Below are 15,097 nucleotides of genomic sequence, written 5' to 3'. Positions count from 1 at the left end.
AATAATAAAAATCCTTCAAATCAAATGAGTCTTAAGTTTAAAAAACTGATGCTCTGATTTGAAGGATTTTAAATTGCTTTCTTTTCTGAAATTAAAGCTTGATTAATACGTTCATCTCCAACAACTAAGCGTAAGATAACGAATTGGTAATAACTTAATGAATCAATGACACTTCTATAATTAGGAATTTGATGATAATCGATGGGATCTAACAATTCATACATCAAGACAATTTCTGGTTTAACATAATCTACATCCCATTTGATTGAATGAAAATATATATGTTTCTCAGGCATCCTGATATTATGATTCCATCTAAACATCCAATATTCATCTTCTACATCATAAACAATAACTGTCATGATGATATCTTCATTATCAAAGATATTAGCATGTGTCACTTTAGGAAAATCAATCTTTGTGAAATCGGACGTTGAGAATGTGCCATCATATAGCACAGATTTAAATGTTTTAGGTATGTATTTTAAAACTTGCCCTAAAAATTTTCTTTCAACGCTTATGTCTACTTTTCCATTTAAATTAAATTCATCATGCAAAAACAATTGTTTAGCAACTTCGCCATTATATTTAAATAAACTAGCTACATTTTCATTTAGCGTCTCTACAATTTGTTTAATATTATTATTTTTAGCATCCGGCAAATGAGCACCCCCTATTTAAAGTAAGCGTTTCCAATAATATTCATTATATAATTTGTAGAAGCGTTTTTCAATGTATAAAACATGAAAATGTGAAATAAAACACATTTAATTTTAAAAGTCACCTATATGTATAAATTCAGGTACTAATGCTGTATTTAAAAATTCAGGTCTATTAATAAGCAAAAACTGATCAGCGCTTTGTTTAAGCACAATTTGAATTTCAGCTACTTCAGGTATAGTCTGATACAATGAACTATCTGCCATATAAGGCATAGTAGCAAAATACCGACTAATACGATATTTTGAAAATGTTTGAGCGACATCTGCACCAACTATAATATGGTATTCACTACTAACGACACCATTTGATAATATAATATTAAAATTTGTATGTTTCGCTACATATTTAATAATATCCGTAGAATAACTAATCACTGATATTTTAATGCCTTTATAAAATAATTGATCAATTATTTTATAAGCAGTAGGATGATTATCAAATGCGATAATTTCATTTTCATTGATTTCCTCAATAATTTGCTCGAGATAATTTTTAATAGAACTCAAATTGTCGTCCTCCGTCTCCACTATTTATATTGCGCATCATTTATTATATCTATTTATAGTCATAAGTAAAACTATAAATCATTGTTCAAATGTTCGTTTTGTTTTCTTTTGTTTTAAAATCAATCGCAAAATCAGTGCAATTATGGTTAATAATAATTTAATTGTATTTTTATAACAATTTAATAAATATAATTTGTACTACTTTAAAGAAAGGCGTAAAATAAACCTTGTTAAAAATTAAATTAAGATTAGGATGATACACATGTTTTTAATTTCTATTTTACTCATAATAATTTTGCTATTAATTATTATTGTTTTTATAAATCATCACCTTATGAAACATAAGCTTGAAACTGAAATATATTCTAAGAATCAATTAGTGAATAAAATCAGTATGGTTACTAGTGAAAATACACATTTAAAAAATCAGATGTTAGACATTGACGCAAATAACGACACATATCATCACGGATTAAGAAAAGCCAAACAAGATTTAAACGAAATTTTATCACAGTACAAAGCAGATGCTAAGATTAAGTTTTATGACATAATTGCTACGAGTAATCTTGCAGTAAAACATCCATTATTTGAATATGCAAGAACATTTGATTATATTGTCATAACTGATAAAGGGCTTTTCAATATCAATGTTAAAAATTGGAAACAAAAAACGTTCTATCACTTTAATGTCAACCCTAATACAGAAACCTTATCTAATAGTGATGACACAGCGAATCAAACTGTTGGTCGCTACATTGCACATCAATACCATTCACAATTTCAAACAACACGCGAATCAAATTATACATTTATAGAGCGTATCAAAAATAATTCAGTGATTTTTGATTTTTATAATTATGATCCATATGAACAATCTTCTCAAAATGCCAAAGTATTGGAAGATAAAATTAATGAACATTTAAAACGTCAAATCAAGAGTATAGGACTTGTTTATTTTACAGATGGTAGCGTAAACATCATAGATGGACCGACAATTAGAGGTGGTTACGCAGAAACCGTTTCTTCAAAATCATCTTTAAAAGAGGTAATTGGTGAAACGTTAGTATCTTCAAACGAATCATTAACTAAAGAAGAGTATAATAAATTAGTTAATCATATGCATTAATCAAATCACAAACAACTATTATTTCAAAATCCATATTAAAATAAATACAGCACAATATAAAAAGGTAACTTCCAATTTTTAGGAAGTTACCTTTTATACTGTCTACAAAATCATATGATTCTATTTGGCATTTATGTGTATGCTTAGCATAGCCATGTTTGGTTGATCACTTTAACTCCAAATATTCTCATTGTTATTTTTTGCTTGTTGTTCAGCTTTTTCAAATACATCTCTGTATTTACCATTAGGTGCATAATATTTTTCTTTAGCCAAACCTTTTTTTATTAACTCTTCATTAAACATTGTATCCTTATCTAACCATAAATAAGCTAATGTTCTTCCATATTGATCTTCTTGCTCTTCATCATATTCCAAAAAAACGTCTTTATTTGTCAATTGTGCCTTAGAATAATCAGAAGCTTCTTTACCATACGGTTGAACTGGTGTATCAGGTTTAACTGTTTCTGGCGTATCCACCCCGATAAGTCTAACCTTCAATTTTTTGTTATTGTCACCTTTGGCAACCAAAGTATCACCATCAACAACACGTTCAATGTGCACTTCCTCAGTTTCGTTAGGCCCAGACTCTGATTTTGATCCATTATTTTGAAAAGGCCCTGTTCCATTTATAAATTGAAACGCAAGTACACCTAACACAATCACACTAACCACTAATATTGTCATTTTTTTAGTCGATTTCACAGTTGCACCTACTTCTTTTGAATTGTCCAAATTATCATATAGAAAATCAATTAAGTCGTCAAGTTAGCGTAGTCCATAATATTTTATACTTTAATTCAAATGACAAAATTCTGTTATAATATTCAACGTAATTATAATGACGAATAATAATATTTTATTTTATATCACTGATAAACTCGTGCTATAATACATTAGATAGGAGTGAACAAATTGAGTATATTTAAAGAGAATATGATTACAATCATCGCAGTGATTATTGCAATGATTGTAGGACTCATATTACAAAATCAATTTCAATTACCATTAATGGTATCAGCAGTCGTAGCAATTTGTTTAGGTGTCCTTATTGGGTTCATTGTTTTTGTTATCCAAGCAGTCGTAACGAAATATAAAAAGAAATAACCTTTACTGCCGCATATCAAAATGCAGGCAGTTTTTTTATGTATCATTTGAATACGTATTAACTATAGGATGAGAAAGTATGAAACGTCTTCTTTAGTTTACATAATTATATTATAGTTGCTTGAATTCCTTTTAAAGCTTTTTAAATTAGTTTCATTACTCTATACGTTGCTTCCACAAAATAAAAAAGTCGCGTAAAAAGTTTTATAACTTCATACACGACTTTTTATTTTAATCATTTTTTACGAATGTCAGTATAGCATTAAACTCTTCTTCATTCGATGAGTATGTGCGTTCCTCTACTTCTCGCACTGTAGCATTTAGTAATTGATAACCTGCCACTTCATCATCTTCTAAAAATGCATTAATACTACTCTCTAATTCTTTTAATGATGCCGCTCTCAATGTACTTAATTTAATCTTGTTCATCTACCCATCCCCTTATCAAGATAAATAATATTTATTAGTTACATATTACTACTTATACATCATACATACAATTAATAATACAATAGCATCAAATATTAACGTGGATTAAAATGCTCTTTGTTGACTCTTATAATCTTTTTATCTTAAAATTAAGTTTCAGTTTATAATGATTGAGGTGATTATTTTCTTCAAATCAAAAGAAGCGCGTGCATTTATTATATACTTTGGAATATGTCTTACTTTATTAACATTATATTTATTACCTTTCGTGCACGCGATATTCGGTTAATATAGTCGTATCATTACAATTATATTATCTCAACAAACAAACAGGTTCAAATCACTCAATAGGTTGAGCGATTTGAACCTGTTTCTTAATAAAAATAATTTAGCATAGAATATTCTTTTAAATTCACAAAAATCATTCGTTCACTTCGGTATAAATTTGAAATCTCACCCCAAATTTATCTTTAACTACTCCAAATGCCGGACTAAAACCTGTTTCAGATAATGGCATTTCAATTTGACCTTCTTTTCCTAAATCTTCAAAAATTTGGCTTGCTTTATTTTTATTATTTAAAGTAATACAGATTATAACTACATTACCCTCTTGAGACGGATAACCTGGGAACGTATCTACAATCATAATTTTCGAATTCTCTATTTCCAACGCTGAGTGAGAAATTAAATCTTTTGTATTTTCAGGAAGTGAAAAACCTGAATCCTCTGGAAGATCCCCATATGTCATAATCCCTAAATTCTTAGCTCCAAAAGTATTTTCATAAAAATCAATTGCTTCTTTAGCATTTCCATTCAGTTGCAAATAAGGACTTAATTCCATATTTTAGTCTCCTCTTCATCTATTCACACAATTTTCAACTTAATATATTTTAATAATACCCTAGATAAACATAAGTTAACGCATTTAATTGTTCTTCTAATAACCTCTGTTCATTTACTTGTCTATTACTCTACATGTATTTTATGACCTATGAACAGCAATATTCTTTAAATTAATAATATTTACAATAACTTCTCTATCTTATCCTAAATGAAAAGAAACTTCGTTTACACTCGTTTCAAATATCGATATCAAAACATAAATTCAGCTATGAAAATATACGAGCAATTTTAAAATTACCAAGAAGCAACTCCTTCATTGTTGGTAAAAGTTATATTTTTATTTTCTTTATCATTTTCTACTAATTCAATAACTCTTCTTATACCTTCATCAACTGGTTTTGCCCCCATTTTTTTAGCAGTTTTTGGTTCTAAACCTCCAAATTCTGTGGCAACCATCCCAGGATCAACTAAATCTACAGTGATATCACTTTCTTCTTTTACTAATTCTTTTGCTAATTGAATAGAATACATATTTAAAGCTGCTTTTGATGATTGATAACCAGCGACACTTGCACCATAAACGATTGAATTTTTATCTAACGCTGAATTAAGAGAACACATTATACTGGACATGTTAATGATTTTTGCTCTTTTCGAATTTTTTAATAAGGGCAACATCGCTGAAGTTACATTCATAACACCAAAAACGTTAACATCAAACTCTTTCTTTACTTGAGCAACATCAAGATTAGATGGACTAGATGTCTCTAAAGCTATACCAGCATTATTAATTAAAATATCTAAAGAACTTATTTCTCGAGCTGCATTCTGTACAGAATTAATATCAGTAACATCTAATTGAACTGTAGTCGCAGAAAAGCCTTTAGACTCAATCTCTTCCACAAGAGATTGACCATCTTGTATATTTCTTGCCCCCAAGATAACATGATAACCTTGTCCGACTAATACTTTTGAGATTTCTTTTCCCATTCCTCTAGTAGCACCAGTTACGAGTATATTCTTTTGATTAGTCATAATAAAAATCTCCTCATCATATCAAAATTGTAAATGTTTAACAGGTACCCTACTTAATATAGATATAAACCCTTTCTTTATTTCAATTGATTGACATTAACCTTTAAAACACATCTAAAATCTAGTTAGACTTTTGCATATTCGTATAATTTTTCTGTAGTTTTTAAATTTTAATTATCTGTGTCACAGGATTCAGTTCTCAAAGCAGATAATACTGTTTGACTTAATTCAGTTGCTTTATGAATTTGATGACCCGTAATGTCACTATCAATCAATTTTATTATCATCTGTTTGTATCCTGACAAGTTCATCACCTTCAAGTCTATAGCCTAATGATTTCATGTGTTTAATGTGAATAAATTTTATTATTTTATCTCAACAATATCCTTTAAATTAATTTTACTTAAACTAGTTTATTTATACTAAAAAAGTAATTGTGTATGTAACCCCCTTTAGATTGAATTTAGCCATCAATAAAATATCGTAATTCTATAGATGGTTCATGATACATCTTAAATATTAAAGTACCGTTTAAATCGTTCAACTAGCCAGCACTTAGTATAGTTTTATTTATTTTATTTTCGTCTTATTTAAATTGATTTATCATTTCATATTGTTCAAGCATTGTGGCGAATGGTGCCTACTTAACCATTCCTCGTCCTTCGAGTATACGTAGGTTAAGATATACTCTAGCTATATTACGATAGTCGGCTTCATATATATAAATGAAAAATAACCTCTACAATTTATAGGAAGTTCAAAATACAATAAAAATTGAAGCAAATAAGTTTAAACAGAAAATTTTAAAGGTGAAAAGTAGGGCTGAGTATATTAAAGTAATTAGAAAAGTTATTGATAGACACAAACACAAACAATCTTATGCAAATATTTCAGCAATTACTACAATAAGTAAAAAAATTCAAAAAATTAATAGTGAAGCTAAACGTGCAACTGTTGAATTAGAAAAATCTCTAAACACAGGTATGCAATTACAAAAAGATTACTTATTAGATGACTGGTTAGATTATTATTTAAAAACTTGGCATAACGATAAACTTAGTCAAAGTACAATAGAAATAGAAAAAGGATACAGCAAATCCACAATTAAAAATCTCATTCATTCCTAAACCTTGTATTGCAACAAGCTGTTTATGACCGTATTCCACATTTCAACCCATGTGATAACGTAGAATTAAAGCATAGAGATTTAAAAAAACCAGAAAAAGCACAACATATACCGAAAGATAGAATCATATATATAACTGATGGATTGGCAAAAGAATTAATAAAATTATAATATCTAAAAAAATACAAACAGAATAGTTAATAATGATATTTATAATGACGCTCATGATTTTATATTTTGTAATTCTTTTGGTGACCCTATCCCTCGAAGTACAACACACAATACTATGAAAGATGTAACAGAAAAATTATTAGATTTAGAAAAATGTTTGAGTATTCACAAATTAAGACATACACATGTAACGTTGCTACTAGAGAGCGATGTACTCATGAAAGTAATTCAAGAAAGACTAGGTCATAAAACAATGAGTTTAACTGAACAAGTGTATAGTCATATAACAGAAAATATGAATTTATAAAAAAAGAAGACTTTGAAAAATGCATTCAAGATAAAGAAATCTTTTGAAATCTGCACCCAAATTCCACCCAAATGACTTCCGAAAATAAAATGGGGGCAAAAAAACAACCCGAAATCATTCATTCAGAATGACCCGAGTTGTTGATATTACTGATATTATCCCTCTTGCTTAGCACCTAGTATTCTTTAAGGTATTGTTCTCTTTCCCATTCAGAAACTTGCGTTCTATAATAATCCCACTCAATTGATTTAGAGTTAATGAATTGATTATAAATATGATTGCCTAACGCTTCTTTAATTGGTGCGTTATTTTTCATTGCTTTAACAGCAGTGTATAAAGTTGAAGGTAAATCTTCTATACCAACAGCTTCACGCTCTTCGCGATTCATTTCATAAATGTTTTGGTTAACTGGTTCTGGAACTTCTAGTTTATTTTTAATACCATCTAAACCTGCTTCTAAAAGTGCTGCTAATGCTAAATATGGATTGGCAGCTGGATCTACTGAACGTACTTCAACACGTGTAGATAATCCACGAGAAGTTGGTACACGGATTAATGGTGAACGGTTTTTACCACTCCAAGCGATATAACATGGTGCTTCGTAACCTGGAACTAAACGTTTGTATGAGTTTACTAAAGGATTACATACAGCTGTGAAACCACGTGCGTTTTTCAAAGTACCTGCTATGAAATGATAAGCATCTTTCGTCATTTGCATATCGCCATCTGGATCATAGAATGCGTTCTCTTTGCCCTTGAATAATGACATGTTAAAGTGCATCCCACTACCATTAACACCGAATAAAGGTTTCGGCATGAACGTCGCATGTAGATTATGTTGGCGTGCAATTGTTTTTACAACAAGTTTAAATGTTTGAATGTTATCACAAGCTGTAATTGCATCTGCATATTTAAAGTCAATCTCATGTTGACCTGGTGCGACTTCATGGTGACTCGCTTCAATATCAAAGCCCATGTCCTCAAGTTCTAATACAATATCACGGCGACAATTTTCACCTAAATCTGTTGGTGCAAGGTCAAAGTATCCACCATTATCATTTAATTCTAATGTTGGTTCACCTTTTTCATCTAATTTAAATAAGAAGAATTCTGGCTCAGGTCCTAAATTCAAATCTGAGAATCCTAATTCTCTCATATTTTCCAAGACACGTTTTAAGTTTGAACGTGGGTCACCTTCAAATGGTGTATGGTCTGTTTTATAAACATCACAGATAAGTCGTGCAACTTTTCCTTGTCCTGCTGTCCATGGGAAGATAACCCATGTATCTAAATCTGGGTATAAATACATATCTGACTCTTCAATTCGAACGAAACCTTCAATTGAAGAACCATCAAACATCATTTCATTATCTAATACTTTTTCTAGTTGGCTAACTGGCACTTCTACGTTTTTAATTACACCTAAAATATCAGTGAATTGTAAGCGTAAATATCTTACGTTTTCTTCTTTAGCAAACTTATGAATGTCTTCTTTAGTAAATGTACGTTTTGGCATTGTAAATGTCCCCCGTTAATATTATTTGATAAAACGTGATAAGTCACCACGATTTATCGGTATTGCTTCTCGTTGTGGTTTCTGGGTAGCTTCAACTATCATTTGTTTTCTTGTTTCTTGTTCATCATCAGAAAGATGACTTTGCTCTTCATTAAGAATTTGCTTAATACCCTTGATATTAAATCCTTTTTCAATCAGTTTTTTAATTTCTAAAAGTCGTTCCAAATCATTTAATGAAAAGAGCCTCTTATTGCCTTCTGAACGTTGTGGTTTAATCAGTTCATGTGTTTCATAGTAGCGAATTTGCCTTGCGGTTAATTCACTCAATTTAGTTACAACACTGATAGAGAATACAGGCATATTGCGTCTTAATGTATCATTTGACTTCAATTCCCTCACCTCTATTTTTGAACTTGTTCTAAATTTAGCACAATTTTTCAATAATTTCAAAAATATGTAAGGTTTCCTTACATACCCTTTGAATCCTTGGTATCACTAGCGTACGTCTTATCAACACTTGTAAATCATATTAATTTTTAGAAAATTCCTTTAATTTGTTCAAAAAAATCCATATATTTTATCTAAATTCACATCATTAACAAGTATATTACTTCAAAATGTGTCTTTGATAGAATAAATGGATTTCAACTTCCTTTTATATCAGTTGCTGTGATTTAAGATTTGCTGCAGCTCTTGTTACTGCTAATTTAACATGCTCGTATGTTAAACCACCTTGTACATAAGCTTCATAAGGCGGTCGAATTGGTCCATCAGCCGATAATTCAATAGACGAGCCTTGTATAAACGTACCCGCAGCCATAATAACATCATCTTCATAGCCTGGCATAGAAGCAGGTTCTGGCTTAAAGTGTGCGTTAATCGGTGAAGCTTGTTGAATACTTTGGCAAAATTGAATCATTTGCTCTTTAGTATCAAATTCAACTGTTTGTATAAGATCCGTTCTCGGAACATCATATCTTGGTTTTGTACGCATGTTCATTTTTTCTAATAACAGACTCGTAAACAATGCGCCTTTTAAACTTTGACTAACCACATGTGGTGCTAAGAAAAAGCCTTGGTACATTTCTTGTAATGAGTTAAGGGAGGCGCCCGCTTCTTTACCTATACCAGGTGCAGTTAAACGATACCCACATCTAGCAACTAAGGATTCTTCACCGGCAATATAACCACCAATTTTAGCTAAGCCACCACCTGGATTTTTAATTAATGATCCAGCAATTAAATCCGCACCACATTCTATCGGTTCACGCGTTTCAACGAATTCACCATAACAATTATCTACAAAAATAATCACGTCCGGATGCTGCGCTTTTATCGTTCGAATCGCTCTCTCAATCACATCTAAATTAATAGAAGGTCGTTGATCGTATCCTTTAGAACGTTGAATTGCAATGACTTTGGTTTGTGGTTTAATTTGATTCATCACTTCTGCTATATCTATATCATCATCTTTTAAATCAACTTTATTATAACTCACGCCGTATTCTTTCAAACTTTCAATACCATTCCCATTTATGCCAATAACTTCTAATAAAGTATCATAAGGGTTTCCTGTTATATATAACAACTCATCACCATATTTTAATGTACTTTGTAAAGCAATCGTTATCGCATGGGTACCTGAAATAATTTGTGGTCTGACAATAGCATCTTCTGCTTTAAAAACATGAGCGTAAATTTCTTCCAAGTGATCTCTACCGAAATCATCATAACCATAACCTGTAGTACCTTGTAAATCATTTTCAGTTGCTCTAACCGCATGAAATGCATCTAATACTTTTTCCTGATTAACATATGCTGTTGCTTCAATATTTCTAAAATATGGTGCTAGCGTTTCTTCTGTATTAGCAATCAGCTGTTTCATATCTTTCATTAATGATTACTTCCTTCTATTCTTTTTTATAACCTTTAATTTCATAAGTCGCATCATCTTCATTAAATATTAATTCTGACACGAGCGTGTGCTGTTTTAGAAAGTATAATCTATCCGCGTTCACACTTGGTACGCTTTCTTCATAATACGTAAGTGTTTTTTGCACTTGGTCAAATAACAATTGTTTTACTTTGTCTATATCTGCTTCATCTCGACTAGAAACAAATACTGATGGCTTATTCGTTGTCGGCGTCGCACCTTCATGTAAATCTTTTTTATTAAATATAATCGCTTGCGGAATTTGTGCCATATCTAAATCTGCAACAATTCCATTCACAGTATCATATTGCGCTCTATACTCAGGGTGACTACTATCAACGACATGTAATAATAGATCCGCATTTTTTGCTTCTTCAAGCGTTGATTTAAAAGCTGCAATTAATGTCGTTGGCAACTTTTGAATAAAACCAACTGTATCTGAAATAATTAAGTTAAACCCATCATTTATTTGAATTTGTCGTGTTTTAGGATCAAGTGTAGCGAATAATAAATTCTTTTCATATGTTGTTTCATTGGCAAGCATGTTAAACCAAGATGATTTACCTGCGTTCGTATAACCTATGAGTGCAACTTGGAAAACATGGTTCTGTTCACGTTTATTACGATAACGTTCACGATGTTCAACCACTGTTTCTAATTGGTGTTTAATTTCATTCATTCTCGTTCTAATATGACGGCGGTCCATTTCTAGCTTCGTTTCACCAGGGCCTCTTGTCCCAATACCGCCACCTAAACGTGACAAACTACGTCCATGTCCTTGCAATCTTGGCATTAAATAATCAAGTTGCGCTAATTCAACTTGTAATTTACCATCTTTACTGCTTGCTCTTAATGCAAAAATCTCTAATATTAATTGCGTTCTGTCGATAATTTTCACATTTAAATTTCCATTTAGCGTTTTTGATTGTGCTGTTGTTAATTCATCATTAGCAACGACGACATCGATATCATGATATTCAATATACGCTCGAATATCTTCTAATTTCCCTTTACCAACATAATATTTTCTATCAAAATGCGTTCTGTTTTGAGTGAACTGTTCTTGAACATTCAGTTGACATGTTTCTGACAATGATGCTAATTCTTCCATTGTCGACTCAAAATCAAATTCGTCATCATTTTGAGCATGTACTCCAACTAAAATAGCTGTTTCTAATTCTTTTTTTGTATTATGTGTTTGTTGTTGGGTCATAACATGCACCTCTTTTCTTAGCTATTCTATCATAGTGTATATATAAAGACTACAGAGTCAATTTATGTTAAATTGTTTGTAAGAGGTGAATTAAAATGACTATATATGACATAGAAGTTCAGAAACCAAATGGAGAATCGTACAAGTTAGATACGTACCAAGGACAACCCATGTTAATTGTTAACACGGCTAGTGAATGTGGTTTCACACCACAGTTCGAAGGACTTCAAAGTTTATATGATAAATATAAAGATCAAGATTTTATAGTATTAGGTTTCCCTTGTAATCAATTTGGAGGCCAAGAGCCTGGCACTGGCGAAGAAGCTACACAAAACTGTAAAATTAACTACGGTGTCACTTTCCCAATGCATGAAAAAGTTGATGTCAAAGGTGAAAATCAACACCCACTATTTGAATTTTTAACTAAAGAACAAAATGGTGTCTTCAACGAAAAAATCAAATGGAACTTCACTAAATTCCTAGTAGATAAAAATGGTAAAGTTGTAAAACGCTTTTCTCCACAGAAAAAACCTAACCAAATTGAGTCAGAAATTGAAGCATTATTATAATTTGAAGATTCTATGATTTTCTGAAACAGTACTAAGTATTACAATATCTATAAATAAATATAAGCTACACTAGATATTAATTAATCTAGTGTAGCTTATTTAATTTTTAACCTTTAATCTTATATTTTCTGATTATGATGCTTCAGGTGCATCATCAATTGTAAAAGTACTGATAGCATGTTTATAAATAAAATGCTGTTTACCTTGAGATAATAAGCATACTACATACTTATCATAATCCTCAATAACACCTTTCATTTGAAAACCATTCATTAAAAACACAATCACTTTTGTTTGATCAGTCTTAAATTGTCCTAGGAATTTATCTTGGATGTTTTCTGTTGTCTTCATGTTCTATACTCCTTTTCTTTATTTGGACTGAAACTTCATCTAACATCGATGAAAGTGACATTTTCTCTTTATCTAACCATACTACGTCTAGCTTATTTTTGAACCAAGTCATCTGTCGCTTTGCATAGTTTCGAGAATGTTGCTTTAATTTATCTATTGCGTCATCTTGATGTGTATCGCACTTCACTACAGGCAACATTTCTTTATAACCTATAGCTTGCATACTTTGACATGATTCATACCCCGCATCTACGAGTTGTTTCACTTCATCAAGTAAACCACGTTCCAACATTATATCTACGCGTTTATTTATCCTTTGATATAATATGTCACGCGACATTTCTATCCCTAATAATAATGTATCATAATTTTCCGTATATTGTTGAACTTTCTTACGAGAACTTAAAAGTTTTTTTGTTTTCAAATAATATTCTATTGCTCTACGTACTCTTTTCCTATTATTGGGATGAATATCTTCAGCAGATTCTCTATCAAATGATGTTAAATATTGATGTAACGCTTCATTTGATAACTGATCTAATTCCGCTAATTTTTTATCTATTGTAATACTCTCTTCTTCTGTGATTGTTTCATCTTCAAACGCATAATCATGAATCAGAGACTGAATATATAAGCCGGTACCTCCAGCAATAATAGGGACACATCCTCTATCAGTAATTTCAGTTATTAGTTGCTGGGCCCTATTTTTAAAATCATACGCAGAAAATGTTTCATCTGGTTCTAATATATCTATCATATGATGCGGCACGCCTGACATTTCATCTGGCGTAATCTTTGCTGTACCTATATCCATATGTTTATATACTTGCATTGAATCGCCACTGATAATTTCACCATTAAATTTTTTTGCTAATTCAATGCTAAACTCTGTTTTGCCAACAGCAGTCGGTCCTACAAGTACAATTAAAAAAGGTTTTTCGTTATGCACGTGTATATCAACTCTCTTTAGTTATTTACTATTATTATTTATCTTTTTCAAAATTTGCTTTTCAATCCATTCATACATGTTATTCCATGTAATTGCAGAATCTTTATCGAATAAAACTTCATGTCGTTTATTTTTGTATAAATGAACGGTTACATGTTTCACACCACAGCGTTTGTATAATTTCCCTAGTTTTCTAACGCCTTTACCTCTGCCGCCTAAAGCATCATCTTTACCCGATATAAGCAGTATAGGAAGTTCTGAATTCATTTTTTTGATATTTTTTTCACGACTAGTTGCTAATGCGTGTTTTATTATTTGGTATATAAGTTGATTGGAAACTAAAAAACCTGTATTCGGATCTTTTATAAATTTTGCCACTTCCCGAGCATCGCTAGATAGCCAATCACTTGAAGTTTTTTGATTTTTAATATCTTTATTAAATGATTTATACATTAATCGATTAACCCACTTCAAACGACGTCGTTTCCCTAATATTAAAGTGATGCTTTTCATTAATACAGCAATTGGTAGACCTAAATATCTTGGATATTGCGCTGTACCACTAAGAATTAAACCTTGCGCTGCATCAGGATATTTTTGAGCAAATATACGCGCTATAATAGAACCCATTGAATGACCAATCATAATATATGGGATGTTCGTGTAGTGCGTACACATTGTCTGAGCGATTTCATATGTATCATCCGCAACTTGCGATATATCAGCTATGTGTCCACGTTCTTTTTCATTTATTTCTTTACCATGCCCTCTATGATTATGGCGTAACACATCATATCCTTGTTGATTAAATGATTCAACAAGTTCATCATATCTTCCCATATGTTCTGCCATACCATGAAGCAAATGCACGACACCAATTGTTTCATGTTTGGCTTTATCTAATTTCACTTCTAACATTGTGCCATCTTCAACAGTAATTTTAAATTCCTTTTGACTCATGTGATAGCCCCCAAATCATGCATCATTTCAAACTTCTTATATTATACAATATACCCTCAAAATTCAATGTTATCAAATAGAATGCAAAACGTTAACCACTAGCCAACGATATATTAAAAAATATTCTTGCCGATAAAAAAACAATAATCATTAGAAACACTAATCTAATTCTATTTTAAAAATGTTATACTCAATACCAAGTATTGAGTTAATTATGCCTATGGTATAACGTGAAA

General features: G+C 31.0%; 19 protein-coding genes. 6 read left to right on the top strand and 13 right to left on the bottom strand.

From position 1 onward, the window contains the following. Positions 1–68 precede the first annotated feature (68 nt). Positions 69–662 (bottom strand): hypothetical protein, encoded by a 594-nt coding sequence (locus M4L39_RS02620; RefSeq protein ID WP_277580616.1) that lies wholly within the window; start codon positions 660–662, stop codon positions 69–71. A 111-nt stretch (positions 663–773) separates the two neighbouring features. Then, complete coding sequence (locus M4L39_RS02615; RefSeq protein WP_277580615.1) at positions 774–1,229, bottom strand: hypothetical protein; 456 nt, start codon at positions 1,227–1,229, stop codon at positions 774–776. Between the two features lie 262 nt (positions 1,230–1,491). On the opposite strand from M4L39_RS02615, the gene M4L39_RS02610 reads away from it, so the two are divergent. Further along, positions 1,492–2,355: a hypothetical protein gene (locus M4L39_RS02610; RefSeq protein ID WP_277580614.1), complete on the top strand. Its 864-nt coding sequence runs from the start codon at positions 1,492–1,494 to the stop codon at positions 2,353–2,355. A 171-nt stretch (positions 2,356–2,526) separates the two neighbouring features. Here M4L39_RS02610 and nucI read toward each other — a convergent pair whose 3' ends face one another. Further along, a complete protein-coding gene (gene nucI, locus M4L39_RS02605; RefSeq protein ID WP_277580980.1) occupies positions 2,527–3,057 on the bottom strand; it encodes a thermonuclease NucI in 531 nt (176 codons plus the stop codon). 210 nt (positions 3,058–3,267) lie between these two features. On the opposite strand from nucI, the gene M4L39_RS02600 reads away from it, so the two are divergent. After that, on the top strand, positions 3,268–3,459 hold the full coding sequence (locus M4L39_RS02600; RefSeq protein WP_277580613.1) for a LapA family protein: 192 nt from the start codon (positions 3,268–3,270) through the stop codon (positions 3,457–3,459). A 231-nt stretch (positions 3,460–3,690) separates the two neighbouring features. On the opposite strand, the gene M4L39_RS02595 is transcribed toward M4L39_RS02600, so the two are convergent. From M4L39_RS02595 to M4L39_RS02585, 3 genes are all read right to left on the bottom strand, one after another. Next, the gene (locus M4L39_RS02595; RefSeq protein ID WP_021338779.1) at positions 3,691–3,888 is read right to left on the bottom strand and encodes a hypothetical protein; all 198 of its coding nucleotides are present in this window, start codon (positions 3,886–3,888) and stop codon (positions 3,691–3,693) included. Between the two features lie 421 nt (positions 3,889–4,309). Beyond that, positions 4,310–4,729 (bottom strand): VOC family protein, encoded by a 420-nt coding sequence (locus M4L39_RS02590; RefSeq protein WP_277580612.1) that lies wholly within the window; start codon positions 4,727–4,729, stop codon positions 4,310–4,312. Positions 4,730–5,025: 296 nt separating this feature from the next. After that, positions 5,026–5,766 carry an SDR family NAD(P)-dependent oxidoreductase gene (locus M4L39_RS02585; protein ID WP_277580611.1) on the bottom strand — a complete coding sequence of 247 codons (741 nt, stop codon included), beginning with the start codon at positions 5,764–5,766 and terminating at the stop codon, positions 5,026–5,028. A gap of 809 nt (positions 5,767–6,575) precedes the next feature. Between M4L39_RS02585 and M4L39_RS02580 the strand changes: the two genes are divergently transcribed. From M4L39_RS02580 to M4L39_RS02570, 3 genes are read left to right on the top strand one after another with little or no spacing between them, the layout of a single operon-like run. Then, positions 6,576–6,893: a hypothetical protein gene (locus M4L39_RS02580; protein WP_277580610.1), complete on the top strand. Its 318-nt coding sequence runs from the start codon at positions 6,576–6,578 to the stop codon at positions 6,891–6,893. 8 nt (positions 6,894–6,901) lie between these two features. Next, positions 6,902–7,063 carry a hypothetical protein gene (locus M4L39_RS02575; protein ID WP_277580609.1) on the top strand — a complete coding sequence of 54 codons (162 nt, stop codon included), beginning with the start codon at positions 6,902–6,904 and terminating at the stop codon, positions 7,061–7,063. Between the two features lie 22 nt (positions 7,064–7,085). After that, complete coding sequence (locus M4L39_RS02570; protein WP_346818184.1) at positions 7,086–7,370, top strand: tyrosine-type recombinase/integrase; 285 nt, start codon at positions 7,086–7,088, stop codon at positions 7,368–7,370. A 175-nt stretch (positions 7,371–7,545) separates the two neighbouring features. Here M4L39_RS02570 and glnA read toward each other — a convergent pair whose 3' ends face one another. From glnA to hflX, 4 genes are all read right to left on the bottom strand, one after another. Beyond that, on the bottom strand, positions 7,546–8,886 hold the full coding sequence (gene glnA / locus M4L39_RS02565; protein WP_065337891.1) for a type I glutamate--ammonia ligase: 1,341 nt from the start codon (positions 8,884–8,886) through the stop codon (positions 7,546–7,548). Positions 8,887–8,907: 21 nt separating this feature from the next. Next, positions 8,908–9,276, bottom strand: a complete 369-nt coding sequence (locus M4L39_RS02560; RefSeq protein ID WP_002507792.1) for a MerR family transcriptional regulator — start codon at positions 9,274–9,276, stop codon at positions 8,908–8,910. 265 nt (positions 9,277–9,541) lie between these two features. Continuing rightward, positions 9,542–10,780 carry an aminotransferase class I/II-fold pyridoxal phosphate-dependent enzyme gene (locus M4L39_RS02555; protein WP_277580608.1) on the bottom strand — a complete coding sequence of 413 codons (1,239 nt, stop codon included), beginning with the start codon at positions 10,778–10,780 and terminating at the stop codon, positions 9,542–9,544. Between the two features lie 16 nt (positions 10,781–10,796). Then, positions 10,797–12,032, bottom strand: coding sequence for a GTPase HflX (gene hflX / locus M4L39_RS02550; RefSeq protein WP_277580607.1), 1,236 nt, complete (start codon positions 12,030–12,032; stop codon positions 10,797–10,799). A 95-nt stretch (positions 12,033–12,127) separates the two neighbouring features. Between hflX and M4L39_RS02545 the strand changes: the two genes are divergently transcribed. Beyond that, positions 12,128–12,601 (top strand): glutathione peroxidase, encoded by a 474-nt coding sequence (locus M4L39_RS02545; protein WP_277580606.1) that lies wholly within the window; start codon positions 12,128–12,130, stop codon positions 12,599–12,601. Between the two features lie 132 nt (positions 12,602–12,733). Here M4L39_RS02545 and hfq read toward each other — a convergent pair whose 3' ends face one another. The 3 genes from hfq to M4L39_RS02530 are packed head-to-tail and all read right to left on the bottom strand — an operon-like array spanning position 12,734 to position 14,861. Continuing rightward, a complete protein-coding gene (gene hfq, locus M4L39_RS02540; RefSeq protein WP_107515070.1) occupies positions 12,734–12,952 on the bottom strand; it encodes an RNA chaperone Hfq in 219 nt (72 codons plus the stop codon). Further along, on the bottom strand, positions 12,924–13,901 hold the full coding sequence (gene miaA / locus M4L39_RS02535) for a tRNA (adenosine(37)-N6)-dimethylallyltransferase MiaA (protein ID WP_277580605.1): 978 nt from the start codon (positions 13,899–13,901) through the stop codon (positions 12,924–12,926). The genes hfq and miaA overlap by 29 nt, the downstream gene beginning before the upstream one ends. 21 nt (positions 13,902–13,922) lie before the next feature. Beyond that, complete coding sequence (locus M4L39_RS02530; RefSeq protein ID WP_277580604.1) at positions 13,923–14,861, bottom strand: alpha/beta hydrolase; 939 nt, start codon at positions 14,859–14,861, stop codon at positions 13,923–13,925. Positions 14,862–15,097: the final 236 nt, after the last annotated feature.

Source organism: Staphylococcus equorum (assembly GCF_029531845.1).
GTDB lineage: Bacteria > Bacillota > Bacilli > Staphylococcales > Staphylococcaceae > Staphylococcus > Staphylococcus equorum_C.
This window is presented reverse-complemented; position numbering and strand designations above follow the sequence as displayed.

Excerpts from the sequence above, each read along its gene's own strand:
- M4L39_RS02530 (WP_277580604.1), bottom strand. The coding sequence starts at position 14,861 with ATGAGTCAAAAGGAATTTAAAATTACTGTTGAAGATGGCACAATGTTA.
- hflX (WP_277580607.1), bottom strand. The coding sequence starts at position 12,032 with ATGACCCAACAACAAACACATAATACAAAAAAAGAATTAGAAACAGCT.
- M4L39_RS02555 (WP_277580608.1), bottom strand. The coding sequence starts at position 10,780 with ATGAAAGATATGAAACAGCTGATTGCTAATACAGAAGAAACGCTAGCA.
- hfq (WP_107515070.1), bottom strand. The coding sequence starts at position 12,952 with ATGAAGACAACAGAAAACATCCAAGATAAATTCCTAGGACAATTTAAG.
- M4L39_RS02590 (WP_277580612.1), bottom strand. The coding sequence starts at position 4,729 with ATGGAATTAAGTCCTTATTTGCAACTGAATGGAAATGCTAAAGAAGCA.
- glnA (WP_065337891.1), bottom strand. The coding sequence starts at position 8,886 with ATGCCAAAACGTACATTTACTAAAGAAGACATTCATAAGTTTGCTAAA.
- M4L39_RS02610 (WP_277580614.1), top strand. The coding sequence starts at position 1,492 with ATGTTTTTAATTTCTATTTTACTCATAATAATTTTGCTATTAATTATT.
- M4L39_RS02545 (WP_277580606.1), top strand. The coding sequence starts at position 12,128 with ATGACTATATATGACATAGAAGTTCAGAAACCAAATGGAGAATCGTAC.
- M4L39_RS02585 (WP_277580611.1), bottom strand. The coding sequence starts at position 5,766 with ATGACTAATCAAAAGAATATACTCGTAACTGGTGCTACTAGAGGAATG.
- M4L39_RS02595 (WP_021338779.1), bottom strand. The coding sequence starts at position 3,888 with ATGAACAAGATTAAATTAAGTACATTGAGAGCGGCATCATTAAAAGAA.